Source organism: Gellertiella sp. DMC107, assembly GCF_056313605.1.
Window position 1 is genome coordinate 153,249 of sequence record NZ_JBQUZZ010000003.1, and the last position, 14,595, is coordinate 167,843.

The 14,595-nt window shown below is 59.7% G+C and carries 17 protein-coding genes and 1 tRNA gene; 7 read left to right on the top strand and 11 right to left on the bottom strand.

Features of this window, described 5'->3' with window-relative positions; genetic code table 11:
- Positions 1–119 precede the first annotated feature (119 nt).
- From ACT54B_RS11505 to hemP, 5 genes are read right to left on the bottom strand one after another with little or no spacing between them, the layout of a single operon-like run.
- Complete coding sequence (locus ACT54B_RS11505) at positions 120–908, bottom strand: heme ABC transporter ATP-binding protein (RefSeq protein ID WP_476045023.1); 789 nt, start codon at positions 906–908, stop codon at positions 120–122.
- A gap of 11 nt (positions 909–919) precedes the next feature.
- On the bottom strand, positions 920–2,020 hold the full coding sequence (locus ACT54B_RS11510) for a FecCD family ABC transporter permease (RefSeq protein ID WP_476045024.1): 1,101 nt from the start codon (positions 2,018–2,020) through the stop codon (positions 920–922).
- On the bottom strand, positions 2,017–2,868 hold the full coding sequence (locus ACT54B_RS11515) for a heme/hemin ABC transporter substrate-binding protein (RefSeq protein WP_476045025.1): 852 nt from the start codon (positions 2,866–2,868) through the stop codon (positions 2,017–2,019). The genes ACT54B_RS11510 and ACT54B_RS11515 overlap by 4 nt, the downstream gene beginning before the upstream one ends.
- 11 nt (positions 2,869–2,879) lie before the next feature.
- The gene (locus tag ACT54B_RS11520; protein WP_476045026.1) at positions 2,880–3,935 is read right to left on the bottom strand and encodes a hemin-degrading factor; all 1,056 of its coding nucleotides are present in this window, start codon (positions 3,933–3,935) and stop codon (positions 2,880–2,882) included.
- The gene (hemP, locus tag ACT54B_RS11525) at positions 3,932–4,126 is read right to left on the bottom strand and encodes a hemin uptake protein HemP (protein ID WP_476045028.1); all 195 of its coding nucleotides are present in this window, start codon (positions 4,124–4,126) and stop codon (positions 3,932–3,934) included. Before hemP ends, ACT54B_RS11520 begins: the two co-directional genes overlap by 4 nt.
- Before the next feature lie 370 nt (positions 4,127–4,496).
- On the opposite strand from hemP, the gene ACT54B_RS11530 reads away from it, so the two are divergent.
- The gene (locus ACT54B_RS11530; protein WP_476045029.1) at positions 4,497–6,587 is read left to right on the top strand and encodes a methyl-accepting chemotaxis protein; all 2,091 of its coding nucleotides are present in this window, start codon (positions 4,497–4,499) and stop codon (positions 6,585–6,587) included.
- 137 nt (positions 6,588–6,724) lie between these two features.
- On the top strand, positions 6,725–6,967 hold the full coding sequence (locus ACT54B_RS11535) for a hypothetical protein (protein ID WP_476045031.1): 243 nt from the start codon (positions 6,725–6,727) through the stop codon (positions 6,965–6,967).
- Between the two features lie 174 nt (positions 6,968–7,141).
- Here the strand turns inward: ACT54B_RS11535 and ACT54B_RS11540 are convergent, their stop codons facing one another.
- The 4 genes from ACT54B_RS11540 to ACT54B_RS11555 form a co-directional block, all read right to left on the bottom strand.
- Positions 7,142–7,348: a KTSC domain-containing protein gene (locus ACT54B_RS11540; protein ID WP_476045032.1), complete on the bottom strand. Its 207-nt coding sequence runs from the start codon at positions 7,346–7,348 to the stop codon at positions 7,142–7,144.
- Positions 7,349–7,533: 185 nt separating this feature from the next.
- A complete protein-coding gene (locus tag ACT54B_RS11545; protein ID WP_476045034.1) occupies positions 7,534–8,049 on the bottom strand; it encodes a ferritin-like domain-containing protein in 516 nt (171 codons plus the stop codon).
- A gap of 80 nt (positions 8,050–8,129) precedes the next feature.
- Positions 8,130–8,303: a con-10 family general stress protein gene (locus tag ACT54B_RS11550; RefSeq protein ID WP_476045035.1), complete on the bottom strand. Its 174-nt coding sequence runs from the start codon at positions 8,301–8,303 to the stop codon at positions 8,130–8,132.
- A gap of 271 nt (positions 8,304–8,574) precedes the next feature.
- Positions 8,575–10,221, bottom strand: a complete 1,647-nt coding sequence (locus ACT54B_RS11555) for a calcium-binding protein (protein ID WP_476045037.1) — start codon at positions 10,219–10,221, stop codon at positions 8,575–8,577.
- 350 nt (positions 10,222–10,571) lie between these two features.
- Between ACT54B_RS11555 and ACT54B_RS11560 the strand changes: the two genes are divergently transcribed.
- The 3 genes from ACT54B_RS11560 to ACT54B_RS11570 all read left to right on the top strand — a co-directional run bounded on the left by ACT54B_RS11560 (position 10,572) and on the right by ACT54B_RS11570 (position 11,653).
- Positions 10,572–10,913, top strand: a complete 342-nt coding sequence (locus tag ACT54B_RS11560; RefSeq protein ID WP_476045039.1) for an NHLP leader peptide family natural product precursor — start codon at positions 10,572–10,574, stop codon at positions 10,911–10,913.
- Positions 10,914–10,936: 23 nt separating this feature from the next.
- The gene (locus ACT54B_RS11565) at positions 10,937–11,266 is read left to right on the top strand and encodes an NHLP leader peptide family natural product precursor (RefSeq protein WP_476045040.1); all 330 of its coding nucleotides are present in this window, start codon (positions 10,937–10,939) and stop codon (positions 11,264–11,266) included.
- A 210-nt stretch (positions 11,267–11,476) separates the two neighbouring features.
- Positions 11,477–11,653 (top strand): Flp family type IVb pilin, encoded by a 177-nt coding sequence (locus ACT54B_RS11570; protein WP_476045042.1) that lies wholly within the window; start codon positions 11,477–11,479, stop codon positions 11,651–11,653.
- Positions 11,654–11,767: 114 nt separating this feature from the next.
- On the opposite strand, the gene ACT54B_RS11575 is transcribed toward ACT54B_RS11570, so the two are convergent.
- Positions 11,768–12,022 carry a hypothetical protein gene (locus ACT54B_RS11575; protein WP_476045043.1) on the bottom strand — a complete coding sequence of 85 codons (255 nt, stop codon included), beginning with the start codon at positions 12,020–12,022 and terminating at the stop codon, positions 11,768–11,770.
- Positions 12,023–12,301: 279 nt separating this feature from the next.
- Here ACT54B_RS11575 and ACT54B_RS11580 point away from each other — a divergent pair, with 279 nt between their 5' ends.
- The gene (locus ACT54B_RS11580; protein ID WP_476045045.1) at positions 12,302–13,468 is read left to right on the top strand and encodes a DUF2778 domain-containing protein; all 1,167 of its coding nucleotides are present in this window, start codon (positions 12,302–12,304) and stop codon (positions 13,466–13,468) included.
- A 66-nt stretch (positions 13,469–13,534) separates the two neighbouring features.
- Here the strand turns inward: ACT54B_RS11580 and ACT54B_RS11585 are convergent.
- Positions 13,535–13,610: transfer RNA gene (locus tag ACT54B_RS11585), tRNA-Lys, on the bottom strand.
- A gap of 209 nt (positions 13,611–13,819) precedes the next feature.
- On the opposite strand from ACT54B_RS11585, the gene ACT54B_RS11590 reads away from it, so the two are divergent.
- Positions 13,820–14,569: a cytochrome c biogenesis CcdA family protein gene (locus tag ACT54B_RS11590; protein WP_476045046.1), complete on the top strand. Its 750-nt coding sequence runs from the start codon at positions 13,820–13,822 to the stop codon at positions 14,567–14,569.
- The last annotated feature ends 26 nt before the right edge of the window (positions 14,570–14,595 follow it).

The following is a 14,595-nucleotide window of genomic DNA, read 5'->3' on the forward strand; positions in this document are numbered from 1 at the left end:
GACCGAAACGGGGAGGCCCGCGTCCAGGCGGGCCTTTCGACTGTTTGAAAACCGAAAACCGGGCTTCGTCGTTCGGCGTGTCGGGAAGGCCACGGGGCCTGCTGGTGCTCAGACGGGATTTACGCGGCTGTCTGGGGCAGCACAAAAGGCATTCCGGCCGGCGGAACGGCATTGACCTTGAGCCGGCATCCGTAGACCTTTTCGAGGATGGCGTCCGTTATCACCTCGCCCACGGGGCCGGATATGAGAAGGTGTCCCTCCCGCATCAGGAGAAGGTCATCGCAGAACAGAGCCGTGAGATTAAGGTCGTGCATCACGGCCACCACCATGGCGCCCTGCCGGGCATAGGCGCGGGCTTGCTGCATGATGGCGATCTGATGCCGTATGTCCAGGCTCGCCACGGGTTCGTCGAGCAGGAGCAGGCTTGGCCGGCCCGTTTCGGCAACCGGCTGCGGGATCTGGCAAAGCACGCGGGCAAACTGGACACGCTGTTGTTCCCCGCCCGATAGCTCCAGATAGTTCCGCGTTGCGAAGCCGGCCAATCCGGCTCGATCCAGGGCGCGGGCGATGGCCGTGGACCTTTCCTGCCCGCGCATCCTGCGGCTGCTTTCAAACCCCAGAGCGACGATATCCGACACCGTGAATGGAAAAGCGACGTCGCAGGACTGGGGCATGACGCCCCGCAGGGCGGCCAGCTGTTCCGGTGCGTAGAGGCTCAGGGATCGGTCGAAAAGGGTCAGGGTTCCGGTGTAGGGCAATTCGCCTGCCAGTGTCTTCAGCAGGGTGCTCTTGCCGGAACCGTTCGGGCCGGCAATGGCCGTCAGCCGGCCGGGCTTTATTGCCAAATCCACTCCACGGAGAATGGGTCGACCGCCGATGGCGACCGAGAGGGTGTTGGCCTCGATCATGATCGTTCCTTTCACGCAGCCAGACGGGCGCGGTTCTTCAACAGGATCCAGAGGAAAAACGGTCCGCCCGCCGCAGCCGTGAGAAGGCCGATGGGCAGTTCCGCAGGGGCGGCGAGGGTGCGGGCGGCGCTATCGGCCAACACCAGCAGGGCCCCTCCGATCAGACCCGATGCGGGCAGAAGGCGGCGATGATCCGGCCCCAACATCATGCGTACCAGATGGGGTGCGACGATGCCCACAAAGCCTATTCCGCCACTCAGGGCTACGGCTGCTCCCGTTGCCGCTGCAACGCTGGCGATGGCGACCGCCTTCAGCCGCTGAAGGCGGATGCCCATGTGGAAAGCCGCCGCTTCTCCCAGGGCCAGCGCATTCAGGCCCCGCGACAGAAACGGTGCCACAAGCAATCCGGGAAGCATGATGGCTGTTGCGGCCGCGAGCTTGGACCAGCTTGCGGCGGCCAGCGATCCCATGCTCCAGAATGTCAGATCGCGCAATTCGCGATCATCGGCGAGAAAGATCAGGAACCCCGTCAGCGCCCCGGTCAGGGCGGCGAGCGCAATGCCCGACAGAAGCAGGATCGCGACCGAGGTGCGCCCTCCCTGCGTTGCAACGCGGTAAAGCAGCCAGGTGCTGAGCAATCCGCCCATAAAGGCGGCGACGGGCAATGCAAACGTTCCGAGGGAAGGGGCGAATCCACCGAAAAGGCGGTCTCCCAGCAGGATTGCGAGGACCGCACCGAGGCTTGCGCCTGACGAAACGCCGGTCAGACCGGGATCTGCCAGCGGGTTGCGGAACAGGCCCTGCATGACGGCGCCGGAAACCGCAAGGGAGGCGCCGACCAGAAATCCCATGATGACGCGGGGGAGGCGCAGGTCCAGCAGGATCAGGCGATCCCGCTCGAGAGCCGTCATATCCACGCCCTGCCCGAGGAGGGCCCGGACGAGGCGCAGGAGCGACGCATCGGACGCGCCGACCGTCACCGCAAAGCCGATGGCGAGCAGCGAGACAATCGCCAGCCCGGGCAGGATCCAAGCCAAGGGTTGCGCCCCGCCGTCGGCCGGACGGTCTTCCTGTTCCGGCGCTCCGGGCAAGGCATTTCCGATGGCGCTCATGGTTTTGAGCCGTAAAGCGCGCGGGAAAGATCCCGGACTGCCGTCGCGGTGCGTGGTCCGAACCCCAGGAGAGTGAGGCCATCCATTCGGATAATGCGTCGGTTGCGAACGGCGGGCGTGGTGCCGAGGGCCGGGTCATTCTCGATCTGGTCCATTGCCGCGGCGTGATCGGCCCGGTCCATGAGCAAAATCGCATCCGGTCTTGCGTCGATGATGGCTTCGGTGGTCAAGGCCTTGAAGCCGCGGAAGCCGGAGACGGCGTTTTGCGCGCCTGCCATGTGCAGCATGGCATCGGCAGAGCTGCCTTCCCCTGCCGCAACGATCTTTCCTCCGGCGAGGCTCAGAATGAAAAGAACCCGGCTTTGCCGGTCGGCCGGCCTGCTGGCGGCGGCAATCGCCTCGTCCAGATCCGCCTTGACCTTCCGCGCCAGCAGGTCGGCTTCTGTCTTGCGGCCAAGGAACGTGCCGACCGCTTCGATCTTGGCCATGATGGCCGCACCGTCATGGCCTTCCGGCACGGTCGCCACGGGAATCCCGGCCGCCTTGAGCACCTCCATTTGCTCCGGTGGGCCGGCTCCCGCGCTGGAGAGCACGGCATCCGGGCGCATGCCGAGAATCCCTTCCGCCGAAAGAGCCCTGACATAGCCCGCATCCGGAAGGGCCTTCGCCTCGGCGGGATAGGTGCTTGTCGTATCGCGGGCGACGAGGCGATTGCCTTCGCCGAGCGCGAAGACGATCTCCGTTACGTCACCGCCGATCGACACGATCCTTTTGTAGTCGGCAGCCATGGCATTGGAATGCAGGGGCCAAAGCAGGGTGAACGCCAGAAGGGAGCAACGCATGAGCATGGCAGATCCCCTCACGCCACGCTGCTCGATGCGCGAGGGAGCGCCTCGGCAAGATCGCGCCAGAGGTCGAGCTCGGCCTTGCCTTCCTTTCGCTTGCCGAAGAACTGGATGACCATTTCGCCGTCCCGGTCATAGGCTTCGATGGAGGTAACGTGGCCCGTATCGGCTGGCTTGCGAACCGCCCAGACCTCGGCGATGCGATCCTGTCGCAGATGAAGGTGGAAGGTCGGGTCCATCACATTGATCCAGGGACCCATCTTTTGCACATGGAATATGCGACCGGTGTGAATTTGCACGCATCCCGGATTCGAAACGAAGCACATGAGTTCGGCTTCGCTGGCGGCAGCCCGCTCCAGCAGGATTTCCACCGCCGATCGATCCAGCGACCAGGCAATATCGTCGCCGACTTCGCGTATCGCCGTACGCCTTGATATGTTCAGTCGCTTCAGCATGCCGAAGAACTGGTGGGGATCGGTCATGCCCTGCCACTCGCGGCGCAGCCGGTCCCGGTCGACGAGGGTGTCATCGATGTTTTCAGCCCGGCCGGGATCCGCCGAAAATGTCCGGCTCTGATCTTGCAGGGCGAGGGCGGCAACGAGGCGGTCGAAGGCGTCAATATCGGAAGCGGGGCGGAGATGCAGCTTGAAAACGGCGCTGCCGGCTCCATCGAAGAACTGGAGGCTGCGGCGCATGTCGCCATTGACCGGGCGGCGGACGGCAAAGCCATGTTTCCAGCGATTGCCGAATATGCGCAGGTCGATGTTTTCGCCGAGGGTCATGGATACCTGTTTCCCCGGGTGCAGCTCTTCAAAAAGGCCGATCTTCTCATGGACAGCGGTCTCGTTGCGCGTCAGCACCATGACTTCGCCCAGAGGTTTGACATGGGCGAGTAGGGCGGCTGGATCGGCCTGAATCCGTGTCGCCGAATAGCCCGTATCGGCGGCCACAAGTTCTGCCTCCGATATGCCCAGCCGGGCGGCAATATCTCTTTCGCGCAGGTTGGCATGGTCTTCGCGCGCGGCACGAATGGCGTCGGGGGTCATTTTGGACGTCATGGGGATCCTCATTTATTCAAGATAAGCTTGCCTTGCCGGGTAATGCGGAGACGGTAGACGGACTGACCGAAGCGGATGTCGATCTCCCGGCGTCCGCCAAAAAGGGATTCGCCGTCGACCATCCTGCCCTGACCGTTCTCAACCCGGTGCAGGCAGAGGGTCGGGGGTGGTTCTTTTCCGCCAAGGGGTTCACGGCTGGTCATTCCGCCTCCTGCACTGCCATTTAATATGAGTCATTTTGTCATGTTTACTGCAATAGATGATTAAAGGAGTCAACTTTGATTGTTGCCTGAGATGACGGTCGGGCTGTGGAGAAAGGACAGACGGCTGACGATGCGCCCTAACGGCAAGCGATTTGCGCCTGGATCTATTTTTTGGTGTAACCCTACAATTTATCGGGTATTTTTTGGCCCTTTCACGGGGTCTCACGGGCCAAAAAGTAACATTCGTTTAAAATTAACAGCGCATAGCTTGTGAATACCGCTTTTATGCGTCTAGCCGAGTTCGGCTCCCGGTCGATGATCTTCCGGCGTATCCGCCTGTCCCGGAAATTTCGTTATCGGATGCTTCGCCATGCCTTTTTTGAACCGGATGACAATTACCGCCAAGATGACCCTGATTGCGGTGCTGGCCTGCCTTGGGCTTGGCGGCCTGGTAACGACCTTCGTCGTCGGGACTTTTATCAATAAACACTACGATGGTCGCCTCGACGACATGGCCCGTGCCAGAAGCCAGGCGCAGACGATCAAGGTCCATCTGCTTCAGTCCTGGTCGGGAATGAACGACTTCCTGCTGACCAAGGTGGAGACGCTGGTCGGGACGGTCAAGAGCAGCGTGGAGGCCGGTGTCTCGGCGTCTCAGACGCTGTCGCAGTCCATCGACCCGTCGATGAAACCCAGTATCGATGCCCTGCAGGGAAGCCTCGAGGCCTATAGCACCAATCTTCAGGGGGTCATCGATCGGGAAATGGCGGTCGGTCTGGATGACGAAAGCGGACAGCTCGGCGCGCTGCGCAAGGCGGCGCATTCGCTGGAAGTGAACTTCCGGCCGCTGAACAATGCCAGCCTGCAAATCATCCTTCTGTCTCTGCGCCGCAACGAGAAGGACTTCCTGCTGCACCGGACCGACAAGTATGCCGGGAATGTGCTGGATACGGTGGCAGCGATCCGCAATTCTCCCGAAGCCTCGTTCGGAGGGGCTGACAACAAGAAGAGCGCTTTCGAGAAGCTCGATGCCTACACCGCTGCTTTCAACGCCATTGTTCAAGCCATCGCCGACGAGACGGCGGCGCGTGGTGAGATGAACAAGGCTTTCGAGAGCATATCGGCGACCATTTCAGGTCTGGATGCAGAGCTGGACAAGGCCGCCGCCGAAGCCGGAGATGCCCGCGATACCGCTGCCTTCTATGTGAACATCGCCGTTTTCGGCATGGCGAGCTTTCTGGCGCTGGCGACAGCCGTGATCGTGACGGCGCTCGGCCGCAGCATTGCGAAGCCGATCAACGTGCTGACGGATGTCATGCGGCGCCTGGCCGGCGGAGAGCGGGGTCTGGCTCTTCCCAAGACCACCAACAAGGCGGAGATCGGATCCATGTTCGTGGCGCTCGAAGTGCTGCGCCGGGCGCAGGACGAGCGCGACGAGATGCAGAGACAGGCGGCCGAGATGGAGCTGCGCAGCCGTGAAGAAATGTCGGAGGCCTCGGAACAGGCGACCATTCACGCACGGCGCGCGCTGATCGATGCCGTCGAACCGGCTTTCGCGCGCCTTGCGGCTGGCGATCTGACGGTCCGGATCACGACCGCCTTCAACAATGATTTCGACGTCGTCCGGGACTATTTCAACCGTACGGCCGAAGCGCTGGAAGAAACGATCCGGTCCGTGGCCGCGGCCGTTGGCAATATCGACAATGGTACCCGGGAGATCAATGCGGGTGCCGGCGACCTTTCCCGGCGGACAGAGCAACAAGCGGCATCCCTGGAAGAAACCGCCGCTGCTCTCGACGAGATTACGGTCAATGTCAGCAATGCGCAGCGTCGCGTGGAAGAGGCGCGGGGGGTGACCACCGAAGCCAATTCCAGCACGCGTCTCTCGGGCGAAATCGTGTCCAAGGCGGTCGATGCCATGGGCCGTATCGAGGGCTCCGCCAACCAGATTTCCAACATCATCGGTGTCATCGATGAAATCGCCTTCCAGACGAACCTCCTGGCACTCAATGCCGGGGTGGAAGCCGCCCGGGCAGGCGAAGCCGGCAAGGGCTTCGCCGTCGTCGCCCAGGAAGTGCGGGAACTCGCGCAGCGATCCGCCAATGCGGCGAAAGAGATCAAGGGCCTGATCGAAACGTCCAATGTCGCGGTTCGGGGCGGTGTCCAGTATGTCAGCGAAACGGGCGCTGCCCTTCGCAAGATCGAGGACCTCATCTCCGCGGTCAATGGCCATATGGAGCGGATCGCCTCTTCGGCACAGGAACAATCCGTCGGCCTTCGGGAAATCAACGCAGCCGTCAACCAGATGGACCAGATGACCCAGCAGAATGCGGCCATGGTGGAGGAAAACAACGCAGCGAGCGCGACCCTCGCCGCCGAAACCGACCGCCTGCGCGATCTGGTGGCCCGGTTTACCCTGTCCCAGGGCCAGGGTTATCAGGCAGGCCGTTACGCTGCCTGATCCGACGGACCGCAACAGGCCGCTTGCAAGGGGAGGGGAAACCCTCCCTTTGCATTTCTGCGTCTAAGCGAACAGTTTTTGCTTGAAATGAAATTTGTTCACTTTATGTTCTTTTCCGCTTGAGCAGGAGAAGAACCATGACGCGACACAAGCGACGAAAGGAATTGAGCGATCGGGAACGGGCTGCCGCGGTGGAGGCAGCCGCGAGGCTTCATCGACATCTGCGGATCGACATGACCAATCTTCAGCCTGGATCGGCCGACTATCTGGCGCTTCTGGCGCTTTCGGACTCGGTGAACAGATCTATCCGGGACCTCACCGGTGACGATCCGGAATGGATGCAGATCCGGCCTGCCACCTATAACGAAAAAACCCCGTAGATTTTCGGAGGTGCATTACCAAGCGAAACGAGCCATTGTCCGCTTGCCGCAAGGCGGGGCGCGGAGACAGATGATCCGTTTCCGAACCGGGTCACATCCTGTGGCCGTCGGTTGCCGGTGCATGACGCGCCGGCCGTCCGAAAGCCGCGCTCTCAGCCTTTTGCCGGACACGCCTCAGGCGGCGCGGCGATAGCAGTTATGGACCTTGTTGAGATAGTAATCGCAGGGCGACGGGGACGAGGCCATTTCCTGAACCACCGCTGCGGGGACACCCGTGAACACTTTCTCCGCTCCGTTGATGAAGCAGACCCGAAGGCGGCCGTCTTCGTCCGTAAAATGGATAGTGTCGATGACGCGGGATGTGAGGGCTATCTTGTACATTTTCGCTTCCAATTCTCTGTTGGATTGAGATCAGCGCTTTCTTTCCGGGAGACCGGGTCGAAAGTAGCTGCCAAGGACAACAGTAGTGACAAGGGAAGGAAATCCGCTGAAAAAATTCGACAAAATTTTATGCATCGTGAAAATAAGCCCCGTTCGGGGCCTATTTCCCTTGTCCGGCGACCGGGTCAGGCACTCGCGTCCTGGCCGGCCATGGAAAGATCGGCATACCGTCCGGTAATGGAGGGCAACTCGGTCTCGAGCCAGCCCGCCATATCCTTCTCCTCCCGGAGGTTCTGCTCCAGAAGGGGCCGAGCCGCCTGAAAGCCGCCCCGTTCGCTCAAGGAAATCAGGGAACGGTACGCCGCTATCTCGTAATTTTCGAAAGCGAACGAGGCGAGGGTGTTCTTCAGAATCTCGTCGTCGGCCAGGGTATGCCCCATCGCCGCCACGGAACCGCCAATGGAGAGGGCGAAATCCTTCAGCGTGGAGTGGTCCTCATCCAGACTGCCGAGAATGGTTTCCAGCCGCTCGATCTGGCCTTCGGTTTCGGAAATGTGGGTTTGCAGGCGTGCAGCCATTTCCGGATAGTTTTCGATGCGCGAGACCTGCGGTTTCAGCATGGACAAGGCCTGATTTTCCATCGCATGGGCATTTCGCAAGCCCGTTACAAAGATGTCGCGTAATACGGTTTGTTCCTGCATGGGATTTTTTCCTGGTAAGGGCTTTCACGGAAAAGAGGCGGAGCAATCGCCCCGCCTCTCTCGTCAAGGAATGGCACGCTTTAGTGCTGTCCGCCCTTACGGCCGGCTTCGGCAGCCCGTTCCGGATCATTCTTGAAATTGCCGCCAGAGGCCTGTCCGCCCTTGGATGCAATTTCGCGCTGCTTGTCTTCGTCCATGGACGCAAAGCCGCGCTTGGAGGTATCACCGGAGGACTGCTGCTGCTGATTTGCCATTGTCGTAACTCCTGTTGTGTATCATTGCCCCGCGTCCTGAAAACGGATAAGGATGGATGGAGTTCCGCATAAATATCAATTAGTTACCGCAGCGCGCCATTAGCGAGGCATTGCAGCGCGCCGTAGGAGTAGAGGCGCGAAGGCGTGGGAAACAGGCTGGACGGAAGGCCTGCATCACCGCTGCCTGACAAGAGAAAAACGCCTTCCATCAAAAGGGGTCCGGCCATTCCGACCGGACCCCTTTTTTCCGTGAGATACGCTCCGCCTTCGTTCAGATGACGACAAAATCGGCAGCGGTCAGGGTGGTGAGATTGGGTGCGAGCGTCGCAAAGTGAATCGCCCCGCCTGCTGCGCTGCCATTGCTGTCATAATACAGCTTGCCGGTATCGGTTTCGTAGATGATCCGATCATCCGCATCGCCGGCCAGACCGGTGGTATTCTTGACGAAGAAGGCGGCATTGAGCGTACCCGCTGTGGTCAGTGCGGTGAATATGGCGTTTTCCAACCGGATGGTGTCATCCACTACGGTGAAATCGGTAATGCGATCCACATTTGTCGACGCATTGAGTGCGGTATTGAAGACGAAGAAATCGGCACCCAGTCCGCCCGTCAGCACATCGTTTCCGTTACCGCCATACAGCGTATCGCTGCCGCCGACACCATTCAGCGTATCGATCCCGTCCTGCCCCATCAGCGTGTTTGCCGCATCGTTGCCGGTGATGACGTTGTTTGCTGCATTGCCGATGCCATTGAGGGCGGTGGAGCCGAGCAGTATGAGGTTTTCGACCGTTCCATTGAACATCGCGGTGGAGGCCAGATTGATGGAAATCGAGGCGCGGACGGTGTCCACGCCCAGGTTTCCATCCGGATTTTCCTGCACGACGTCACCCGCATTGTCGATGATGTAGGTGTCGTTTCCAGCGCCTCCGCGCAGTGTGTCCGCCCCGAGCCCGCCGTCCAGATAATCATTGCCGCCGCCGCCGATCAGAACATTGTGCACGCTCGAGCCAATCAGCGTATCGTTCTTTTCGGTGCCTCGCGCGCCCTCGATACTGACAAGCGTATCCCTTCGACCGAAGCCGTCGATTGCAATGCCCGTGGTCAGATTGACGGTCACGCCGCCCAGGCCACCGCTTCTGTCGTCACGATGATAGCGGACCATGTCGAAGCCCCCGCCGCCATCCATGTAGTCGCTGCCACCCAGGCCCATGAACTCCTCGTCAGCCCCGCTGCCGACGATACGGTCGCCGAAGCTGCTCCCGCGGAAGGATTCGAAGCTCGTAAACGTCTCCGAATTTCCATAGGGATCGATGACCGTGCCCGTCGTCGCGTTCAGGTCTATGCCCCGGAATGCCAGCGGATCGCCAAAGGTGGTTGCGAAGGACAACTGATCATATCCGTCTCCGCCACTATAGGTGTCGTCGCCGCGGCCCCCATCGATGAAGTCGCTACCGCCGCCGCCATTGATGATGTCGTTACCATCGAAGCCGAACAGGTCGTCATCGCCAGCGCCACCGTTGATCGTGTCGTTGTTCCGCCCGATCCACGCCGTCAGGTCATAAGGCGAGAAGAACCCGGCAATATCGCTGAATGTCCCCGCGGCAACCGACAGATTCATCCAGGACATAACTTGCGTTATGCCATCGGCCTTGAACACTTTTATGGAGCTAATGGTACCGCCGACAAATTCATTTCCAGAATCATAAGTAAATCCAGAACCGGCAATCTGAATTTTTAGACCGTTTGCCAAGGTCATGTTCAGAAGCGTTGCCGATTTCGCCCCTTCTGTCGCCGTTCTGAAATCCACAAGCGCATCGAAAAAGGGGTTGTAGTCGTAACTCGGGAAAACCGGAGTTCCCAGCGTGTATGTAAATAGAGCCATTGCATGTTCCTCCCACCTTTGATTGAAATTTACCATAAATTAATCATGCCAAACGTCAATTATACCGCGCGGGAAAATAGAGTTTGTTTTGCCTTCCTGCTCGCTGCGCTTGCATTCACGGGCAGGGGGCTTGCTTCATGCTGTGATCCCGTTCCCGGGCGAGGACGCCGGTGAAAGATGACATGAAATTTTTCGGGTACTTCAATATCGAGAGCGCAAGTCTGTTTTATAACCTTCATCACCAGCCCCGGATTTCGCCGAATATCCCGAATAAAAATCGAGATAAATTTCGGACCAGCGAATTTTAAGCTGTCGTGAAACTGCTTTTTGCAGCGGCTTTTCTTTTCGGGGTTTGTAAAGGACGAACCCAATCGGAGAAAATTGTCATGAGTGACTTTAGTGAGGGCCTTGCCAAGGCGCGTGCCCATCTTGAAACCGGTCTGATCTCGCGCGCCAGCTCCGATCCCGCTTTCCGGGAGTTGCTGAAGGCAGATCCCCACGCAGCGCTGCGGGACCTCATGGGCAGCGATCCGATCCCGTCGATGAAAATTCGAGTCATCGAAGAGGCGCCCGGCGAGGTGACGCTGGTGCTTCCGCGCAATATTGCCGATGACGAACTTCCTGACGAGCTGCTGGATCTGGCCTCGGGTGGGACGCTTTTCATGGCCTTCCTCGAATACCCGTTCGGCGTGGGCCAGACACCGTGCCCGCGCAGCCGGGTCAATTGAAGCACGGAAAGGACAGTCTCTCCATGTTGATCGAGCCGGAAATGTTCCGACAGGCGCGCGCACGCATTGAAAGTGCAGCGCTTCAGCGTGCACAGGAGGATGGCGCGTTCCGCGCCTTGCTGTTGACGGACCCCCATGCGGCACTCCGCCAGCTGTTGGGTAACGATCCTATCCCCGCTATCCGTATCCGGGTGCTGGAAGAGGCCGAAGGCGAGGCCATCCTGATCTTGCCTCGGTCTATTGAAAGCGATGAACTGCCCGACGAGCTGCTGGACTTTGCGGCCGGCGGCAATGCCAAGGAGTGTTGGTGGAAATTCAACCAATGGGCCTATGCGCAGGATTGGATACCCTGAGCGACACGAGCGTGTGAAGGGCGATTTTCTGCTCCGGACCGGAAGGCACCCTCCGGTCCGGAGCATGTAAGGGCGTAAACATTTCCTATGATGTGATTATAATCTATAGGTTTTATTGAGTAATAAATTGTACTCCTATGTAAGCTTCTTTCCATCATTGCCTGTGATGCTTTTTGTGATCGACGGTTCGATTTGTAGAAGGGTACGACCATGATGAGCATTCTTTCCCGCTTCCTTCGGGATGAAGCAGGCGCAACGGCTATTGAATATGGACTGATAGCGGCCCTGATCTCGGTAGCGCTGATTGCAGGAGCGACGTCGCTCGGCGGACAGATCGGCACGACTTTCAACACGCTGAATACCAAGATGGACGACGCAAACGGATAAGATGCCGTAGGGCCTGCCTTGCTCCAGTCAGGAATGTACCCCTTCGCTTCGCGGGTGCGGAGCGAAGGGAACATGTGTCAAATGGCTCGGTGCCCTCAAAGGGTGCGCGGGCTTTTAGCCGTGTCCGGAAACGATATCGCCGCGGATCCAGTTACGTTTGCCCCAATGCCGTAGCCGCATGCGCGGGTAAACCACCAGCGACAGGAATGGCGCCAACCCGAAAGCGGCAACCACAACCGCGGGAATCAGAAACTTTGCGTGTGCCGCAAGTGCGGGAACCGACAGGACAGTAATTGCGCCGATGCCGAACAGGATGGCGTTCAGCTGCATGGAAACGACGATCCGCAGCCAGGTATTTGTCGTGAACATGGCAGGTCTCCTTTCGTTATGGTTCAACAGCACAGTCGGCCGATTGTTCCCGTACAAGCCCGCCCGGACAAACCGAGCTATTCTACAAGACACTGTGAAATTTCGCTTTTTTATCCCGGGACGGGACATCCGTTTAGAAATTACTTACCATATTTGTTCATGCTTTACCCGTTCAGCTCAGGTGCGGAGGCTTGATGGCCCCGTGCTTCGGCCAGTGTAACGACCCACGGACAAGGGTGTTGGTCCGGGTCCAGTAACGTGTTTCGGGTAACGGTAGTCATGGCGTCTGTGAATAGGTTTGCGCGTTCTGCGGCGAAATCGTCCCGCAGCCTTTCCCTGAGCATCGCTTTGAGCGCCGTGCTCTCCTGTGGCGTTGTCGCCGGCTCCATCTGGGCCGTGGCGACAGGCTTGAGTGCCCTGCACGAAGCAGGCCGCACCATTTCTGATCACAACATGCAATTCTCGGTCGCGCTGGCGAATGGCCGCGTTCTGGAGCAGGAACCGACCGCGATCAAGTCCGGCCGATACAGGAAGACGTCGGAAAGCGAGATCCGCCAGAGCCAATTGACCGCAGAGGCCATTCAGAAGGCGCATCATCGGAGTGTCTTTGCCAAGCTCGCGCTGGCCGACAAAGCCGAGAAGGCTGACCGGGTCACCCTCGTCGCGGCGGCGGCTCCCGCCAAGCCTTCGCCTCTCTTCCAGGGGCAGGCAATTGCCGCAGGCTCGTCCCTGATGACCGCGCTGGTGGAGGATCTGCCGACCCGGTCTGCGCAACCGTTCGACCTGGTGCTGGACGAAGGCAAGACGGAACAGGATTTTGCCCTGCCGAGCGTGATCCCCTTGCCTGAGGCTCGGCCCTCTGTCGCGAAGGTGATTCCCGATGCGACGCCTGCTCCGCAAAAGCCTTCCATTCGCAAGAATACCGACACGCCCGACGCGGTGGCGGTGGCAAAGCCGGAGCGCTCCCTGTTCGGCGATCTCTTCAAGCGCAAATCGGATGGCGGCGGCTGGACCGGCAACAACAGGAAAGTCGCCATTTACGACGTTTCCAACGCGACGGTTTATCTGCCCGACGGCACGAAGCTTCGCGCGCATTCGGGCATTGGCGCAATGCGAGACAATCCGCGTTACGAACACGTGAAGATGCGCGGTCCGACGCCTGCCGGCATCTATCGCCTTTCGATGCGTGAGAAGCGCTTCTATGGCGTCGAGGCGATCCGCATGACGTCCATCGACGGCCGGGATCCCAAGAATCGCACGGGTCTGCTCACCCATACCAATCTGCTGCGCGGCCAGAAGGGCTCCCATGGCTGCGTCGCTTTCCAGGACTACCAGCCCTTCCTCAACGCCTTCAAGCGCGGCAAGATCACCACGATGGTCGTCGTACCGGAACTGCCGTCTTCCCAGACACAGCTCGCCGCCCTCTATCGCAAAGCAGGGGTATAACCGGGAGTTCGCTGGCACGCACGGCACGAGCCGTTATCGATATCTTCGGTATGGACAGGAAAACGATGGTGAGCGCGCAGGGATTCGAACCCTGGACCTACTGATTAAAAGTCAGTTGCTCTACCGACTGAGCTACGCGCTCCCGAGCCGCTATCGGCGCTTCGAAGCACCCCGGCGGGAAGTGCGCGGAACATAGGCACGAGGTTCGGTCCGGTCAACCCAGATTTTCGTGCTTTTTTCGCTTTTTCCGCGACAATTTGCCGAGCCGGCAAACGGAAAGGTGATTGGCATGGGAGGGGTGGTTTGGGTAGGACAACGCCAGCGCAAGGCGAATAAAAACAAGGCCACCCCATGATCGCAGATATCTCCTTTTTCAGCGCGCTCCTCGCGGGAGCCCTGTCCTTCCTGTCGCCCTGCGTCCTGCCGCTCGTGCCGCCTTACCTCTGCTATATGGCCGGTATTTCCGTGGATGATTTCCGGTCCGGAATGGAGCGCGACAAGGGGGCTTCCGCGGGACGCTGGGCCGTTCTGGGTCCGGCCTTCCTCTTCACGCTCGGCTTTGCGACCGTCTTCGTGGCGCTTGGGGCAGGGGCCTCAACGATTGGCGGGCTGTTGCGCCAGCATCTCGATCTTCTTTCCAAGATCGGCGGGCTGATCATCATCATCATGGGGTTGAATTTTCTGGGGGTCTTCCGCATCGGACTGCTGGCGCGCGAAGCCCGCTTTCAGGCCAGCGCCAAACCGGCCACGCTGACGGGCGCCTATATCATGGGTCTTGCCTTTGCTTTTGGCTGGACCCCCTGCATCGGCCCGGTCCTCGGCGCGATTCTGGGCGTCGCCGCCTCCAGGGATACGGTCGGTGGCGGGGCTCTTCTGCTGGCCATCTATTCGCTGGGGCTTGCGGTTCCGTTCTGGATCGCCGCCGGTTTTTCCGGCGCGTTCATGCGTTTCCTCACCCGTTTCCGCCGGCATCTCGGGATGGTGGAAAAGATTCTCGGCCTCCTCCTCGTCTTGACGGGCCTTGCCTTCATCTTCGGCTATATCAGCGATATGGCCATCTGGTTTCAGCAGACCTTTCCAATCCTCGGTCAAATCGGATAGAGCCTATCCCGAATTCCATCGCATGA

What these genes read in the sequence shown, in the direction of transcription:
- ACT54B_RS11510 (WP_476045024.1), bottom strand. Translation starts at nt 2,020, where the DNA reads ATGAGCGCCATCGGAAATGCCTTGCCCGGAGCGCCGGAACAGGAAGAC.
- ACT54B_RS11505 (WP_476045023.1), bottom strand. Translation starts at nt 908, where the DNA reads ATGATCGAGGCCAACACCCTCTCGGTCGCCATCGGCGGTCGACCCATT.
- ACT54B_RS11545 (WP_476045034.1), bottom strand. Translation starts at nt 8,049, where the DNA reads ATGCAGGAACAAACCGTATTACGCGACATCTTTGTAACGGGCTTGCGA.
- ACT54B_RS11555 (WP_476045037.1), bottom strand. Translation starts at nt 10,221, where the DNA reads ATGGTAAATTTCAATCAAAGGTGGGAGGAACATGCAATGGCTCTATTT.
- ACT54B_RS11570 (WP_476045042.1), top strand. Translation starts at nt 11,477, where the DNA reads ATGATGAGCATTCTTTCCCGCTTCCTTCGGGATGAAGCAGGCGCAACG.
- ACT54B_RS11580 (WP_476045045.1), top strand. Translation starts at nt 12,302, where the DNA reads ATGGCGTCTGTGAATAGGTTTGCGCGTTCTGCGGCGAAATCGTCCCGC.
- ACT54B_RS11520 (WP_476045026.1), bottom strand. Translation starts at nt 3,935, where the DNA reads ATGAGGATCCCCATGACGTCCAAAATGACCCCCGACGCCATTCGTGCC.
- ACT54B_RS11550 (WP_476045035.1), bottom strand. Translation starts at nt 8,303, where the DNA reads ATGGCAAATCAGCAGCAGCAGTCCTCCGGTGATACCTCCAAGCGCGGC.
- ACT54B_RS11515 (WP_476045025.1), bottom strand. Translation starts at nt 2,868, where the DNA reads ATGCTCATGCGTTGCTCCCTTCTGGCGTTCACCCTGCTTTGGCCCCTG.
- ACT54B_RS11590 (WP_476045046.1), top strand. Translation starts at nt 13,820, where the DNA reads ATGATCGCAGATATCTCCTTTTTCAGCGCGCTCCTCGCGGGAGCCCTG.
- ACT54B_RS11565 (WP_476045040.1), top strand. Translation starts at nt 10,937, where the DNA reads ATGTTGATCGAGCCGGAAATGTTCCGACAGGCGCGCGCACGCATTGAA.
- ACT54B_RS11540 (WP_476045032.1), bottom strand. Translation starts at nt 7,348, where the DNA reads ATGTACAAGATAGCCCTCACATCCCGCGTCATCGACACTATCCATTTT.
- ACT54B_RS11560 (WP_476045039.1), top strand. Translation starts at nt 10,572, where the DNA reads ATGAGTGACTTTAGTGAGGGCCTTGCCAAGGCGCGTGCCCATCTTGAA.
- ACT54B_RS11530 (WP_476045029.1), top strand. Translation starts at nt 4,497, where the DNA reads ATGCCTTTTTTGAACCGGATGACAATTACCGCCAAGATGACCCTGATT.
- ACT54B_RS11575 (WP_476045043.1), bottom strand. Translation starts at nt 12,022, where the DNA reads ATGTTCACGACAAATACCTGGCTGCGGATCGTCGTTTCCATGCAGCTG.
- hemP (WP_476045028.1), bottom strand. Translation starts at nt 4,126, where the DNA reads ATGACCAGCCGTGAACCCCTTGGCGGAAAAGAACCACCCCCGACCCTC.
- ACT54B_RS11535 (WP_476045031.1), top strand. Translation starts at nt 6,725, where the DNA reads ATGACGCGACACAAGCGACGAAAGGAATTGAGCGATCGGGAACGGGCT.